This is a genomic window from Shewanella sp. NKUCC06_TVS, assembly GCF_019345515.1.
Classification (GTDB): Bacteria; Pseudomonadota; Gammaproteobacteria; order Enterobacterales; family Shewanellaceae; genus Shewanella; species Shewanella oncorhynchi.
Genome location: NZ_JAHKQX010000018.1, coordinates 73,354 through 86,502, shown reverse-complemented (window position 1 = coordinate 86,502; position 13,149 = coordinate 73,354). Strand labels below are relative to the sequence as shown.

General features: G+C 45.1%; 16 protein-coding genes. 13 read left to right on the top strand and 3 right to left on the bottom strand.

All coding sequences use genetic code 11. From position 1 onward, the window contains the following. Positions 1 to 374: 374 nt before the first annotated feature. The 7 genes from KO531_RS18565 to KO531_RS18535 are packed head-to-tail and all read left to right on the top strand — an operon-like array spanning position 375 to position 7,184. Positions 375 to 1,685, top strand: a complete 1,311-nt coding sequence (locus KO531_RS18565) for a sigma-54 dependent transcriptional regulator (RefSeq protein ID WP_168825891.1) — start codon at positions 375 to 377, stop codon at positions 1,683 to 1,685. A gap of 28 nt (positions 1,686 to 1,713) precedes the next feature. Further along, positions 1,714 to 2,052 (top strand): flagellar hook-basal body complex protein FliE, encoded by a 339-nt coding sequence (fliE, locus tag KO531_RS18560; protein WP_113940834.1) that lies wholly within the window; start codon positions 1,714 to 1,716, stop codon positions 2,050 to 2,052. 12 nt (positions 2,053 to 2,064) lie between these two features. Next, complete coding sequence (gene fliF / locus KO531_RS18555) at positions 2,065 to 3,741, top strand: flagellar basal-body MS-ring/collar protein FliF (RefSeq protein ID WP_219251934.1); 1,677 nt, start codon at positions 2,065 to 2,067, stop codon at positions 3,739 to 3,741. Between the two features lie 16 nt (positions 3,742 to 3,757). Beyond that, a complete protein-coding gene (locus KO531_RS18550; RefSeq protein WP_049821660.1) occupies positions 3,758 to 4,744 on the top strand; it encodes a flagellar motor switch protein FliG in 987 nt (328 codons plus the stop codon). Beyond that, positions 4,744 to 5,454 carry a flagellar assembly protein FliH gene (gene fliH, locus KO531_RS18545; protein ID WP_113940832.1) on the top strand — a complete coding sequence of 237 codons (711 nt, stop codon included), beginning with the start codon at positions 4,744 to 4,746 and terminating at the stop codon, positions 5,452 to 5,454. The genes KO531_RS18550 and fliH overlap by 1 nt, the downstream gene beginning before the upstream one ends. Beyond that, positions 5,432 to 6,781: a FliI/YscN family ATPase gene (locus KO531_RS18540; protein ID WP_113940831.1), complete on the top strand. Its 1,350-nt coding sequence runs from the start codon at positions 5,432 to 5,434 to the stop codon at positions 6,779 to 6,781. The genes fliH and KO531_RS18540 overlap by 23 nt, the downstream gene beginning before the upstream one ends. Next, complete coding sequence (locus tag KO531_RS18535) at positions 6,759 to 7,184, top strand: hypothetical protein (RefSeq protein ID WP_173247927.1); 426 nt, start codon at positions 6,759 to 6,761, stop codon at positions 7,182 to 7,184. The genes KO531_RS18540 and KO531_RS18535 overlap by 23 nt, the downstream gene beginning before the upstream one ends. An 85-nt stretch (positions 7,185 to 7,269) precedes the next feature. On the opposite strand, the gene KO531_RS18530 is transcribed toward KO531_RS18535, so the two are convergent. From KO531_RS18530 to flgA, 3 genes are all read right to left on the bottom strand, one after another. Next, the gene (locus KO531_RS18530; protein WP_028761850.1) at positions 7,270 to 7,725 is read right to left on the bottom strand and encodes a flagellar protein FlgN; all 456 of its coding nucleotides are present in this window, start codon (positions 7,723 to 7,725) and stop codon (positions 7,270 to 7,272) included. Continuing rightward, positions 7,718 to 7,999 carry a flagellar biosynthesis anti-sigma factor FlgM gene (flgM, locus tag KO531_RS18525; RefSeq protein WP_113940828.1) on the bottom strand — a complete coding sequence of 94 codons (282 nt, stop codon included), beginning with the start codon at positions 7,997 to 7,999 and terminating at the stop codon, positions 7,718 to 7,720. Before flgM ends, KO531_RS18530 begins: the two co-directional genes overlap by 8 nt. Before the next feature lie 100 nt (positions 8,000 to 8,099). Continuing rightward, on the bottom strand, positions 8,100 to 8,837 hold the full coding sequence (gene flgA / locus KO531_RS18520) for a flagellar basal body P-ring formation chaperone FlgA (protein ID WP_131523391.1): 738 nt from the start codon (positions 8,835 to 8,837) through the stop codon (positions 8,100 to 8,102). Positions 8,838 to 8,933: 96 nt separating this feature from the next. On the opposite strand from flgA, the gene flgB reads away from it, so the two are divergent. The 6 genes from flgB to flgG are packed head-to-tail and all read left to right on the top strand — an operon-like array spanning position 8,934 to position 13,145. After that, positions 8,934 to 9,284 (top strand): flagellar basal body rod protein FlgB, encoded by a 351-nt coding sequence (gene flgB, locus KO531_RS18515; protein WP_168825885.1) that lies wholly within the window; start codon positions 8,934 to 8,936, stop codon positions 9,282 to 9,284. 8 nt (positions 9,285 to 9,292) lie between these two features. After that, a complete protein-coding gene (gene flgC / locus KO531_RS18510; RefSeq protein ID WP_131523392.1) occupies positions 9,293 to 9,709 on the top strand; it encodes a flagellar basal body rod protein FlgC in 417 nt (138 codons plus the stop codon). Positions 9,710 to 9,711: 2 nt separating this feature from the next. Beyond that, positions 9,712 to 10,374, top strand: a complete 663-nt coding sequence (locus KO531_RS18505; RefSeq protein ID WP_113940824.1) for a flagellar hook capping FlgD N-terminal domain-containing protein — start codon at positions 9,712 to 9,714, stop codon at positions 10,372 to 10,374. A gap of 22 nt (positions 10,375 to 10,396) precedes the next feature. Further along, positions 10,397 to 11,599, top strand: coding sequence for a flagellar hook protein FlgE (gene flgE, locus KO531_RS18500; RefSeq protein WP_113940823.1), 1,203 nt, complete (start codon positions 10,397 to 10,399; stop codon positions 11,597 to 11,599). A 14-nt stretch (positions 11,600 to 11,613) separates the two neighbouring features. Next, a complete protein-coding gene (locus tag KO531_RS18495; RefSeq protein WP_173247921.1) occupies positions 11,614 to 12,348 on the top strand; it encodes a flagellar basal body rod protein FlgF in 735 nt (244 codons plus the stop codon). An 11-nt stretch (positions 12,349 to 12,359) separates the two neighbouring features. Further along, positions 12,360 to 13,145: a flagellar basal-body rod protein FlgG gene (flgG, locus tag KO531_RS18490; RefSeq protein ID WP_006083393.1), complete on the top strand. Its 786-nt coding sequence runs from the start codon at positions 12,360 to 12,362 to the stop codon at positions 13,143 to 13,145. The last annotated feature ends 4 nt before the right edge of the window (positions 13,146 to 13,149 follow it).

Below are 13,149 nucleotides of genomic sequence, written 5' to 3'. Positions count from 1 at the left end.
TGGTTGATAGCAATTGATTCATATAATTCGGTGATACCTTGAACTTTGTTGCTGGTCACATTTCTTATCGATGATTGCACTAGAACACGTTTTAACCTTATTTAGTTGAGGGCATATCCTTAGCCATTGTCAATGTGGATACTCATTGTGTGTAGTTCTCTATCGCTGGCTTTGATATTACATGCGGAAATATATCTTCCGCATTTCGCTTCCGCATTTGTTTTTACTGTTCTTAATGGCTTGAGTTATTTATTGCTCATTCATCTAGATGGATAAGTAAGTAGTAATAGCTTTTATATACACTCAAACACAAAGACTTATGGGTCTAAATTAAGGTGTTATTTAATGTACTGTAAACGAAAGGGAGTTAGTGAGTGGGTGGCCTAAGTATACGGATTGAAGGGTTAAACATATCTGCGGAACTTGCATGCAAAATAACACATGAGGATTTTTATCTGTGGAGTGATGCAATGGAATTACCTTGGCTCACTATCGTTAACTTATCGGATTGTAGTCCTTGTGATGTGAAGTCCTATCTTGCCCGTTTTCCTGGCCGTAATATCGTCGCGTTATTAGCACCAGAGCAAGGTGAGTTGGCAGCCGCAGCAATGCGAGCTGGCGTACAGGATTATCTATTAATTCCCGTAGAAACTGAGCAGTTACTTGCCTCAATTCAACGATTACACCGTTTAGAATTACCTGATTCTAGTTTGGTTGTCGCGGCTTCTGTTAGTCGACAATTGTTGATGTTGGCCCATCGCGCCGCAACTACTGAGGCCAGTGTTTTATTATTGGGTGAAAGTGGTACTGGTAAGGAACCGCTTGCTCGTTATATTCATCGTCACTCCTCCCGTTCACATAAGCCTTTCGTTGCGATTAACTGCGCTGCCATCCCTGAAAGTATTCTAGAGTCCGTTCTCTTTGGGCATGTCAAAGGTGCCTTCACTGGTGCCATTTGTGATAAGGCAGGAAAATTTGAGCAGGCCAATGGCGGTACTTTATTACTCGATGAAATTGGTGAAATGCCCTTGCCGTTACAGGCGAAGTTACTTCGGGTGCTACAGGAGCGTGAAGTCGAAAGACTTGGTGGCCAGCATGTTATACCACTGGATATCAGAGTCATTGCCTCTACCAATCGCGACTTAAGACAAGCCGTGGAGTTTGGACATTTTAGGGAGGACTTGTTCTATCGATTAGATGTTTTACCTCTGAAAATTAAGCCTTTAAGAGAACGAAAGGCTGACATCCTGCCTCTAGCTGAACATTTCTTAAATTTATATGGCCAATCTGATTGCTCAAGTCGCTGTTATTTCAGTGAGCACGCAAGGCAAGTGCTCGTGACCTATGATTGGCCCGGAAATGTAAGAGAGCTAGAGAATTGTATTCAACGTGCATTAGTGATGCGTAGAGGTCAGGCGATTCAAGTTGCGGAACTCGGGTTAAACATTCAAGAAGAGATGCTTGAGTTGGAGCCTTTAGGCGCCTCAGATGGGCTTAAAGCGTCAAAACAGCAGGCAGAGTTTCAATATATTATTGATGTACTTAAACGTTTTAATGGGCAACGCACATTAAGTGCAGAGGCGCTAGGGATGACGACTAGAGCCTTAAGATATCGCCTCGTCCAAATGCGTGAAGCGGGTATTGATATTGAAATGTTATTAGAGCAAGCGGGTCGAGCAGCTTAGAGCAATCAAAAAGTAATAGGAATGGAATATGTCTAATGGAGCGATTGTTAGCTCAAATATGTTAATGGAAACCTTAAACATTCATCGTGAAGTGGCTAAAGGGGCGATCAACATCACTTCAAACCCTGCCGATAATGGTATGGCTTATGGGTCATTCACTGACTTGATTAAGAGTAAAGTTTCTGCCGTTAACCAAGATCAGAACCAATCCTCTATGGCGATGGCTGCTGTCGATAGTGGAAAAAGCGATGATCTCGTCGGTGCTATGGTGGCTTCGCAAAAGGCCAGTTTGTCCTTTGCGACTATGCTCCAAATTCGTAATCGTCTCGTGCAAGCATTTGACGATGTAATGAAGATGCCTATTTAAGGAATTGTGTGAATGTCTACCACTTTTGTTCAATCAGGTCAGGATATTACCGGGACTGAATCTTCGTCAGGATTCATTGCTGGCATGACCCAAAAATGGCATCGTTTTAACCGTGGTGATCGTCAGGTTATCGCCTTAGCTTTACTTGCGGTGGTTGTCGCCAGTGTCATAGTGTTGATGTTATGGACTGCTACTGCAGGGTATCGACCTTTATATGGCAGCCAAGAAAATGTCGATACTTCTCAAGTGTTAAATGTCTTGGATGCAGAAGGCATTGATTATCGCCTAGAGGCAAATACTGGGGCAGTCCTCGTTGCAGAAGAGCAAGTCGGTAATGCGCGTATGCTTTTGGCCGCAAAAGGGGTAAAAGCGAAAGTACCTTCGGGTATGGAGGCACTCGACAATACCGCGCTCGGCACGAGTCAATTTATGGAACAAGCTAAGTATCGCCATAGTTTAGAAGGTGAATTAGCTCGCACTATCATGTCGTTAAAGTCGGTCCGTGCCGCAAGAGTTCATTTGGCGATACCTAAACAAACTCTGTTTATCCGTCAGGAGCCTGAACTGCCGACGGCTTCCGTCATGCTACAGCTAGACCCGAATACTCGACTCTCTGAAACACAAGTTGAGGCTATTGTTAATTTGGTTGCTGGCAGTGTGACTGGACTAACGGCCAGTAATATCAAAGTTGTCGATCAAGATGGTCGATATTTAAGTGAGAACATTTCAGGCAATCAAGACCTTAGCCAGTCTAGAAACAAGCAGTTACAGTACACGCGTGAACTTGAGAATAGCTTAGTGGCTAATGCCGCCTCTATGCTCGAGCCTGTGCTTGGTCAAGATAATTTCCAAGTGCGGGTGACTGCAAAAGTAAACTTCAATCAGGTGGAAGAAACTAAGGAGTCACTCGATCCGCAAAATGTCGTGACTCAAGAGCGCACGAGTGTCGATGATTCAAGTAATACTATTGCCGCGGGAATTCCCGGAGCTTTAAGTAATAAGCCACCCCAAGCAGGCAAAGAGGTGACGAATGATAAGACCCGTAATTTGAAGCAGGAAGAAAGTCGTCAATATGACGTTGGTCGTTCTGTGCGTCATGTTCGTTATCAACAAATGCAGCTCGAAAACCTCTCAGTTTCAGTGCTTATTAATAGTGCTACGGGTCAAGGAGCATTTAATGAAGAGGCCCAACTGGTTAAGTTTGGCAATATGGTTAAGGATGCCATCGGCTTTTCGGCGGCGAGAGGTGATAGTTTTACCATTAATGCCTTTGAGTTTACCCCAACCGTCGCTGTCGAATTTACGCCGTCACCTTGGTGGCAATCAGAAAATTATCAAGCTTATTTACGCTACATCATAGGCGGCATCCTTGGCTTTGGACTTATTTTGTTCGTATTAAGGCCGCTGGTTAAGCACTTGACCCGAACCGCTCAAATTACTGCGCCTAGAATTGAGCCCGTTGCATTAAGTGCCGCTTCCGCTGCAGCACTCGATGGGCATTCCGCCGAAACTTTACCAAATCAAGCACATCAGTTACCGAGTGCCGAGTGGCTAGGCAGTCAAGGTTTACCCGAGCCCGGCTCACCTTTGACCGTTAAAATGGAGCATTTAGCCTTGCTCGCAAACAAAGAACCCGCGCGTGTTGCAGAAGTGATAGCTCATTGGATAGGCGATAAAGACGGTGAATAATTCAATCGAAATTAAGATGGACAATTACGCCCAAGCGGCCATGTTATTACTGAGTATGGGAGAAGAAGGTGCTGCCATGGTCATGGCGCATTTGGATCGTAACGATGTGCAACACTTAAGCCATAAAATGGCGCGGTTATCGAGTATTACCCAGCAAGAAGCCGAGGCAGTACTCAGCCGTTTTTTCCAACGCTATAAAGAACAATCGGGTATCGCCAGAGCCTCACGGTCCTATTTACAAAAGACACTCGATATCGCTTTGGGAGACAGAGTCTCTAAAAGTCTTATCGATAGCATTTATGGTGATGAGATTAAAGTGCTCGTTAAGCGTCTCGAATGGGTTGACCCCCAATTACTTGCCCGTGAAATCACCCATGAGCACTGCCAGTTGCAAGCGGTATTGTTGGGATTATTACCACCAGAAAGTGCCGCTAAAATCTTAAAAATGTTGCCTAGTGATAGCCAAGATGAGGTGCTTGTTCGTATTGCGCAACTTGGCGAATTAGACCGCAACGTTGTTGAGGAACTGCGAGAACTGGTTGAGCGTTGTATGTTGATGGCAATGGAGAAAAGTCACACGCAAGTGGCGGGTGTCAAACAGGTTGCCGATATCCTCAATCGCTTCGAAGGTGACAGAGAACAGCTGATGGAAATGATCAAACTCCATGATAAGCAGATGGCGATTGATGTCACCGATAACATGTTTGACTTCATTATTCTTGGGCGACAAAAGCAAGAAACGTTGCAGACCTTATTAGGACAAGTACCTTCTGAAACCTTATCGTTAGCATTAAAAGGCATTGATTTTGAATTAAAAGATGCCTTGCTCAATGCCTTGCCTAAACGCATGTCGTCAGCGATTGAAACACAAATAGAAGCGTTAGGTGGTGTACCTGTTAGCCGAGCGAGTGGGGCGCGTAAAGAGATAATGGAACTGGCGAAGCAATTAATGCAAGAAGGTGAAATTGAATTGCAGCTATTTGAAGAACAGGTCGTTGTTTAATGGAAAACAAGCATTCTCGTTGGCGTCTAAATACCAATCTCGCTCGTCGTTATCGTTTTCCTGCATTACACGATGCGGTGGAATCAAATTCCGATGCGGGCAGTGATTTTCAAAGTTATCAACAAGCATTCGATGAGGGTTATGACGAAGGTGTTATTCAAGGTAAGAGTGCGGGTTATGAGGCTGGCATAGAAGAAGGGCGCATTGCTGGACATGCAGCTGGTTTTCATCAAGGTCGGTTAGATGGGCAGTCAGCGGGTAGAGCATCCATCGATGAGCAGCTCAACAGTTTACTCGTACCGCTAGGTGCTTTGAGAGAGCTACTCGAAGATGGTCATGCAAAGCAGGTTCGTGAACAGCAAAATTTGATCCTTGAATTAGTACGCCGAGTGTCACAACAAGTGATTCGCTGCGAGCTAACCCTGCAGCCACAACAAATTCTTAAACTCGTTGAAGAAACCTTGAGTGCGTTGCCCGATGACCAAGCGGATATCAAAATCCATTTAGAGCCGAGTGCCGTGACTAAATTAAAAGAGCTCTCGGAAGATAAAATCCGTGGCTGGAATCTCATCGCTGATAGCAGTATTTCAGCGGGCAGTTGTCGAATTGTGAGTGATAAATCCGATGCAGATGCTTCAGTCGAGACACGACTCGATGCTTGCATGAAGCAGGTTGAAACCAAGTTGAATGAGGCTGAGATTGGAGTCTGATGTATTTCATGACGATTGGCCTCAGGTTCCAGTTGCAAGGGTTTATGGGCGTCTTATTCGAGTCAATGGTCTATTGCTTGAGGCTGTTGGCTGTCAGCTTGGCATGGGGGATCGTTGCCAGATTGAAGGGCGAAATGGTCGTTTAATTGAGGCTGAAGTCGTTGGCTTTCATCGGGACGTATTGTGCCTTATGCCGATTGAGCCTACACAGGGCTTGATGCCAGGTGCCAGAGTGCTGCCTATTACGGATGAGCAAACAATTGCTATTGGTGATGGTTTGCTTGGCAGGGTGCTTGATGGACTTGGACAACCACTCGACTTATTGGGTGATTTAACCGGTGTTTCACAAGTCCCGCAATCTCACACGAGTTACAACCCTTTGCTGCGCCAGCCTATTCGGCAGCCGCTAGATGTCGGTATTCGCGCCATCAATAGTTTGTTGCCCATTGGTAGAGGCCAGCGACTCGGGCTCTTTGCGGGCTCTGGTGTGGGTAAGAGTGTGTTATTAGGCATGATGACTCGTTTTACTGAAGCAGATGTCGTGGTGGTTGGCTTAATTGGTGAGCGTGGCCGTGAGGTCAGGGAGTTTATTGAAGAAACACTCGGTGAAGAAGGGCGTAAACGGGCTGTGATTATTGCAGCCCCTGCAGATACCACACCGCTGATGCGATTACGTGCAATGCGGTTATCCCACTCCATTGCCTGTGCTTTTAGAGATCAAGGTAAGCAAGTGTTGCTATTAGTCGACTCATTGACTCGTTATGCTCAGGCACAGCGTGAAATCGCCTTGAGTTTAGGTGAGCCTCCAGCAACCAAAGGCTATCCGCCATCGGCGTTTGCACAGTTACCTAGACTGGTGGAAATGGCGGGCAATGGTGAACATCCGACGGGAACGCTAACCGCGTTTTATACCGTATTGGCCGAGGGTGATGATCAGCAGGATCCTGTTGCAGATGCAGCGAGAGCTATTTTAGATGGCCATATAGTGCTAAGTCGTAAATTGGCCGAGCAAGGACATTTCCCTGCGATTGATCTTAATGCGTCAGTGAGCCGCTTAGCCATGCACATAGCGACCTCTAGCAGTATTGAACAGAGTCAGATCTTTAGACATCTTTTGAGTCGTTACAATGAGGTCAGAGACTTATTACCTTTAGGTGGCTACCAAGCGGGCCAAGATCCTGAAATGGATCTTGCTGTGCGAGTGTATCCAGAAATGGCACGATTTTTACGCCAGACTACACACAGTAAAGTTAATTTGGCTGAAAGTTTAGTGCAATTGGAACAGTTGATGGGAGTTATGGGATATGAGCCAGCGTCATCTCTCTAAGTTACGTGTTCAAGCTGAAAAGAAATTAGCGCAGTTAGGGCAAAAACGCGATGATTCCAGCCTAAGCGTCCAACTAAATCAACAACAAAATCAAGCCTTAGCCCAAATGATATTGACTTATCGTGGTGCGAAAGAGGGCTCAAATGTTTTGCTCTGGCAAAATTCCGCAAGTATGGCGCAAGTGTTAGAGCCTATGCGGGTGAAGTTAGCTCAAAAGGAGGTCTTTCTACAACAGGAACAGCTGCGTATTGATCGCCTATGGCGTAAGCAATTAGGGCGTCAGCAAGGTTTGAAGTGGCTTGAAAAACAAACACGTATACAAGAACAAGCACAAGTGGCACGTCGTGAACAGGCTGTTGTTGATGATATGGCGGGTTTCTATTACAAGAATAAAGGCCAATAAGCGCTGTGTCATTACAGCTGAGAGCCACCTTTTAAACTATGTCCCATTAGCGAGGGCTTTGGTAACTCTCAATAATTCAGTTTGATTAGCGTTTGGCACCGTAATCAATTTCATGGTGTTGGCCATCTTGATTCAGGATACGGTTAATCGTCTCTTGCTGTATTACTAGCAATCTGCCGTTGGTTTCATTGGCTGTTTGGCTATCTTTCACTAACAGCTGCAAGTTGTCCCATGACATTTTTATTTGCGGTCTTAGGTGATCAGGTAGCGCCGTGATTAAGCGTCTCATGCCACTATTGTCACTATTAAAACCTAGTGTCGCGAGATTTTCGCTTCGCTGTTTGGCTCTCAAAGCTAACTTGTTACACAGTGCAGTTTGACGCTCGTTATGGGCTAAGAGCGCATCATTATCCCTGCGTTGCATTAATTCACGTTGGTGCTTAAGCATTGATTTTAATTGACTATATCCCTCAAGATCTTGACGAATATCGCGAATTAAACTTTGAACAAGTTCGCGCTTATTTACTTGACTATTATCCATGCTGTATCAATATCTTATCTGCAATTTTATCTAAGCTCAGCTCAAAGCTGCCATTACTTAAAGCCTGACGTATAGCAGCAACTTTATCTGTGTCAACGTCGGAGATGGTATGTAACTCTTTCTGGGTTTGTTCTAACAATTGCCAGTCGTGACTAATATCTTGTCGTGTTGGCGTTGATAGATTTTCTGATTCAACGGGCTTTCTGGGCGTATTAGCGCTCTTACTCGTGCTGAACTCAGTGCTCAAGGCACTACTAATTTTATTAATTTCCATAGATGTTCATCGTCATAAATGGCTAGATATTAGATATAGGCGACCTAAATAGGATAAATCTAAAATAAATTTTTAAATTTATCCTCAGGTGACCTGAATGTTAAAAACGGGTTTCAACTCTCCCCTTAGCTATGGGGTAGGCGGTAATGATTTTCCCTGAACTACTATTCCTCACTCTAATGGCATCACCTTGTTTACCCGCATCCATAGCAATCCCAATCATATTGGCATAAAAGGTGGCACTGACTGCTTCAATAATCACTTCATCTCCTATGCTCACGAGTTCTGGTGCACTTAAATTGCTTGCTCTTATGGGTTTGTTTTTGATTATTTTTCTGGCAACCGCTTGCCCTAAAATGTGTTTTTCATCAGTAATAATGTCTTGATCTGACGCAGTTAAGGGCAGCATTTGCCATTGTAGATTTTCTGATGTGACAACTTCATCTCTCTTAAGCGTTTTGTTGGCAACAGGAATGTAGGCGCTGAGAGCAACCTTGGCCCGAACATAGAGTGACCAGCCTTCAGAGGCACAGCTTATTTTTCGTTGGATCCGACCGAATGGGAGCCCTTTAGCAGCCTCGACTTGGAGCGCCGTGCTACACGTTTTTAGCTTGGCTGTGCTGGAAGGAATGTGCAGTGTGATTTTTTTGCTGACTTTTTTGATCTCTTGCGATTGTTGCCACTTAGCTATCTCTGCGGCTACGGAGTTTGTCATTTGCTGAGATATTTGTTCTGTCGCCGTGATCTTCCCTTTCGCGTGCACATTGAGCGGAAGTAACCCTATGCTCAGTAAGAAAGTGAGGGAAAAGAACTTTCCGTATATCAATAGCGATTTCATTTAACCAACTGTTTTATATGAATAAGTATATTGGCATGCTAATTGTAAGCTGCTCGACCATCTAAATTAATTACGCATACAGTACTAGGAGTTGAGATGGCTATCAACCTTGATAAAGCATTAGGAATACATCCTCAGACACTCGATTTTAGAGTGGAGAGAAGCAAGGTATTAGCGAGTAATTTAATCAATGCCGAAACTCCGGGGTACAAAGCGAGAGATTTGGATTTCAAAGCGGCCATGAAGCAAGTTGAAGCAGGCATGCAGATGAATCAAGAGTACAACCTCGCTTATCGCATGCCTTATCAAAATTCTGCCGATGATAATACCGTGGAACTCGGTAAGGAACAGGCAAGATATTCACAGAATGCGATGGATTATCAAACGAGTTTGACATTTTTAAACATGAAAATAGCCGGTCTAAAGTCTGCTATTGAAGGTCGTTAGGAGCCTGTATGTCATTTGGCGATATTTATCAAATAGCGGGTGCTGGCATGAATGCTCAGACCATACGTTTAAATACAGTCGCGAGTAACTTAGCTAACGCTGGAACTGCCGCCGAAAACCCTGAGTCGGCCTATCGAGCATTAAAACCCGTATTTGCGACTATTTATGATGCGACTCAACAAGGTGCGATTGGTGCTTCGATTGAAGTGAGTGAGATAGTCCAAGCGGATGCCCCATTGGATATGCGTTATGAGCCGAATCATCCCTTTGCCAATGAACAAGGTTATGTCGCTTACTCTAATGTGAACACGATTGAAGAAATGGCCGACATGATGGCGGCAAGTCGTTCATTTGAAACCAGTGTTGAAATCATGAATCGTGCGCGTTCTATGCAGCAAGGTTTATTGCAACTAGGGAATAAATAGCAATGGAATTGGCTCGCTCTGGTAACAACTCGATTCAGAATCCAGCAGGTGCATTAGCGGCTCCAGGGAATGATGCTGCGTCATTAAAGAATGAATTTATGACCTTAATGATCGCGCAAATCAAGAATCAAGATCCCACTAAACCGCTTAACAGTGCTGAGTATATCTCTCAATTAGCGCAGTTTTCGCAGGTCGAAAGCTTAGAGGGAATGCGGAAGAATCAATCAAGCCAAATGGTCATGATGGAAAATTTGGGCATAGTACAGTCGGCATCTTTGATTGGTAAGAATGCCATGGTGCCTGTGTCTGAGTTTCAGCTCGATGGTGAAGCGGTTGAAGGCAAAGTGTATTTAGAGAATGCAGCTGAAGGCTTAGATCTTGAAATTATCGATGCACAAGGTCAGGTCGTTAGCACTATTCAACTCGGTGCTCAGGATGTTGGTGATGTTCGGTTCTCTATCGATCCAGCTGAGCTGGGGTTGTCTGCAGGCCAATATGAAATCAAAGCTAAGGCGACACTAGGTGAAAATAGTTTAGTTGCGCCAACGTATATTAAGGCACCGATCGAGAGAATCCATTTCTCCAGTGCATCCGGCATGATGATGGCTGAAATGGGCCATGGTGTTGGGGTTGTTTCTGTGCTCAATATTTCTGAAGTTTCGTAAATTATTTTTATAGGATATTAAGATGTCATTTAACATAGCTTTAAGTGGTTTACAGGCGACGACTCAAGATCTCAACACTATCAGTAATAACATTGCTAACGCATCGACGAGTGGGTTTCGCGGTGGCCGTAGTGAATTTGCATCCATTTATAATGGTGGTCAGGCGGGTGGCGTTGGCGTGATGTCAACGAGCCAAAACTTCTCTAAAGGTGGCAGCTTAACTTATACCGGTCGTCAGCTTGATATGGGGATCCAAGGCGAAGGCTTTTTTGTTCTCAAGGGGAATGATGGCGGCGCCATGTATGCTAGAGCAGGGATGTTCCATAAGGACAATCAAGGCTTTATAACCGATCCAGTCGGTAATCGTTTACAGGGATATTCTGTGAATGCGACGGGAAGATTACAAACCGGTAATGCGGGTGACTTACAGGTACAAACGGCTTCTTTAGCGGCCAAAGCCACAACGAATGTCAGCATGGTTTCAAATCTCGATGCGAGAGTCGATGTTATTCCTCCAGCTGTCCCAGCCGTGCCATTTGATCCTAAAAATATTGATAGTTATCACTCTATTGGTACCACCAGTGTCTACGACTCTTTGGGTACAGAGCATGTGGTGACTCAGTATTATGTAAAAACAGCGCCGAATGAGTGGACTGTTAATTACACTCTGGATGGGACTCTTCTGCCAGACCAAACAACATTAAAATTTGATTCAAAAGGCATTTTAGATCCAACTACGACAAAGGATACCTTCGACCTTACATTGGGTAATGGGGCATCACCGCTTAAATTTGATATCAATTTTGATAAAAGCACTCAGTATGCCGCCAAATATAACAACTCCAGCTTATCTCAAGACGGTTACACCTCGGGTGAATTGAAAGGCGTGCGTCTGGATGACAATGGCATGTTGTATGGCACTTATACTAACGGCCAAGATCAATTACAGGGTCAGGTCGTCCTCGCAAACTTTAGTAATCCCAATGGTTTATCTGCCGTGAGTAACAATGCTTGGGTGGCTACAAATACCGCTGGGCAAGCGATTATGGGGGCGCCATCTACAGGCACTATGGGCACTGTTACGGGGGGGTATTTAGAGGGCTCGAATGTGGATACGACCGCTGAAATGGTTAACCTCATGTCGGCACAACGTAATTATCAATCTAACGCCAAAGTTCTCGATGTGAACTCGACTATGCAACAAGCATTACTTAATGCCATTTAAGAAGAGACACTGACATGGAGAAGATGCTTTATACCGCCGCCAGTGGTGCAGTTCGTATTCTTGAGGCGCAAAGTATTCGCGCGAATAACTTGGCTAACGCTGAAACTGCAGGATTTAAAGCCGACCTTGAGCGCGTTAATGCCGTGCCTTTAGCTGTTCAAGGTAATAGTTTGAACACAAGGGTTATGGCACAGACTGAGAGTAGTGGTTTTAGCCAGCAAAGTGGGGTGATCAATCCTACGGGCCGTTCATTGGATTTAGCGATCCGCGATCGTGGCTTGTTCAGTGTGGCTGTTGACGGTGTTGAAGCATACACCCGTTCAGGTGCAATTGAGACCAATGCCGAGGGGCAACTGACTATCGATGGCCGACCTGTATTAGGCGTTGATGGGCTGATAGCGCTGCCTGAGCATAAAGATGTCTTTGTGGGTGAAGACGGCACCGTCAGTGTTTTACCCTCTGAAGGCGGGATCATTGAGGAGGTGGGCCGATTAAAGCTAGTGAATCCTGACTTTGCCTTAATGCAAAAGGGGCAAGATGGGTTGCTCTATCGTCGTGATGGCCAAGCAGTGCCACAAGATGAAGGTGTGTTAGTGGATAGTGGCTTCCTTGAGTCGAGTAACGTGCAGGCCGTGTCAGAGCTTATTGCATCTATGGATTTGAGTCGTCAATTTGAGATTCAAGTTAAGTTAATGAAAAGTGCAGAAAAGCTGGCCGAGGCTGGTAATCGTCTGCTGGGCAATGTTTAAGGATTATTGGTATGCAATCAGCGTTATGGGTAAGTAAAACCGGCCTAACAGCACAAGATACGAAAATGACTGCGATTGCCAACAACTTGGCAAACGTGAATACCACAGGTTTTAAGCGTGACCGTGTTGCGTTTAATGATCTGTTTTATCAGGTTCAACGTCAGCCAGGTGGACAGGTTGATGCACTGAATAATCTGCCATCGGGTCTGCAATTAGGTGCAGGAACGAGAGTCGTTGGTACTCAAAAAATATTCACTACTGGGGATATGCAAAATACCAGTCAGCAGTTGGATCTAGCGATCGAAGGTCATGGTTTTTTCCAAGTAGAAGAGCCAAATGGCGATCTTGCTTATACCCGTGACGGTCAGTTTTATCGCAGCAGCGAAGGCATGATGGTCACGTCACAAGGTTTACCTTTAGTGCCCAATATCGTGATCCCTGAAGATGCGCTAACCGTTACCATTGCTAACGATGGTGTAGTCACAGCGAAAATGGCGGGTGAAGCTGAACCTCAAGATTTAGGTCAAATCACGCTTGTTAACTTTACTAATCCAGCAGGGTTAGAAGCTCGAGGTGACAACCTTTACCGTGAAACGGCGGCATCGGGTGTGGCGGTTGAAGGTGTGGCGGGTGATCAAGCTTTAGGTGCTTTAAGACAGGGTGCGCTAGAGGGCGCAAACGTCAACGTGGTGGAAGAAATGGTCGAAATGATTTCCACGCAGAGAGCATATGAGATGAATGCCAAAGTTGTGTCAGCCTCAGACGATATGCTCAAGTTCCTCAATCAATCGGTTTAGAGAG

What these genes read in the sequence shown, in the direction of transcription:
- fliE (WP_113940834.1), top strand. Translation starts at nt 1,714, where the DNA reads ATGTCTAATGGAGCGATTGTTAGCTCAAATATGTTAATGGAAACCTTA.
- fliF (WP_219251934.1), top strand. Translation starts at nt 2,065, where the DNA reads ATGTCTACCACTTTTGTTCAATCAGGTCAGGATATTACCGGGACTGAA.
- KO531_RS18550 (WP_049821660.1), top strand. Translation starts at nt 3,758, where the DNA reads ATGGACAATTACGCCCAAGCGGCCATGTTATTACTGAGTATGGGAGAA.
- fliH (WP_113940832.1), top strand. Translation starts at nt 4,744, where the DNA reads ATGGAAAACAAGCATTCTCGTTGGCGTCTAAATACCAATCTCGCTCGT.
- KO531_RS18540 (WP_113940831.1), top strand. Translation starts at nt 5,432, where the DNA reads ATGAGGCTGAGATTGGAGTCTGATGTATTTCATGACGATTGGCCTCAG.
- KO531_RS18535 (WP_173247927.1), top strand. Translation starts at nt 6,759, where the DNA reads ATGAGCCAGCGTCATCTCTCTAAGTTACGTGTTCAAGCTGAAAAGAAA.
- KO531_RS18530 (WP_028761850.1), bottom strand. Translation starts at nt 7,725, where the DNA reads ATGGATAATAGTCAAGTAAATAAGCGCGAACTTGTTCAAAGTTTAATT.
- flgM (WP_113940828.1), bottom strand. Translation starts at nt 7,999, where the DNA reads ATGGAAATTAATAAAATTAGTAGTGCCTTGAGCACTGAGTTCAGCACG.
- flgA (WP_131523391.1), bottom strand. Translation starts at nt 8,837, where the DNA reads ATGAAATCGCTATTGATATACGGAAAGTTCTTTTCCCTCACTTTCTTA.
- flgB (WP_168825885.1), top strand. Translation starts at nt 8,934, where the DNA reads ATGGCTATCAACCTTGATAAAGCATTAGGAATACATCCTCAGACACTC.
- flgC (WP_131523392.1), top strand. Translation starts at nt 9,293, where the DNA reads ATGTCATTTGGCGATATTTATCAAATAGCGGGTGCTGGCATGAATGCT.
- KO531_RS18505 (WP_113940824.1), top strand. Translation starts at nt 9,712, where the DNA reads ATGGAATTGGCTCGCTCTGGTAACAACTCGATTCAGAATCCAGCAGGT.
- flgE (WP_113940823.1), top strand. Translation starts at nt 10,397, where the DNA reads ATGTCATTTAACATAGCTTTAAGTGGTTTACAGGCGACGACTCAAGAT.
- KO531_RS18495 (WP_173247921.1), top strand. Translation starts at nt 11,614, where the DNA reads ATGGAGAAGATGCTTTATACCGCCGCCAGTGGTGCAGTTCGTATTCTT.
- flgG (WP_006083393.1), top strand. Translation starts at nt 12,360, where the DNA reads ATGCAATCAGCGTTATGGGTAAGTAAAACCGGCCTAACAGCACAAGAT.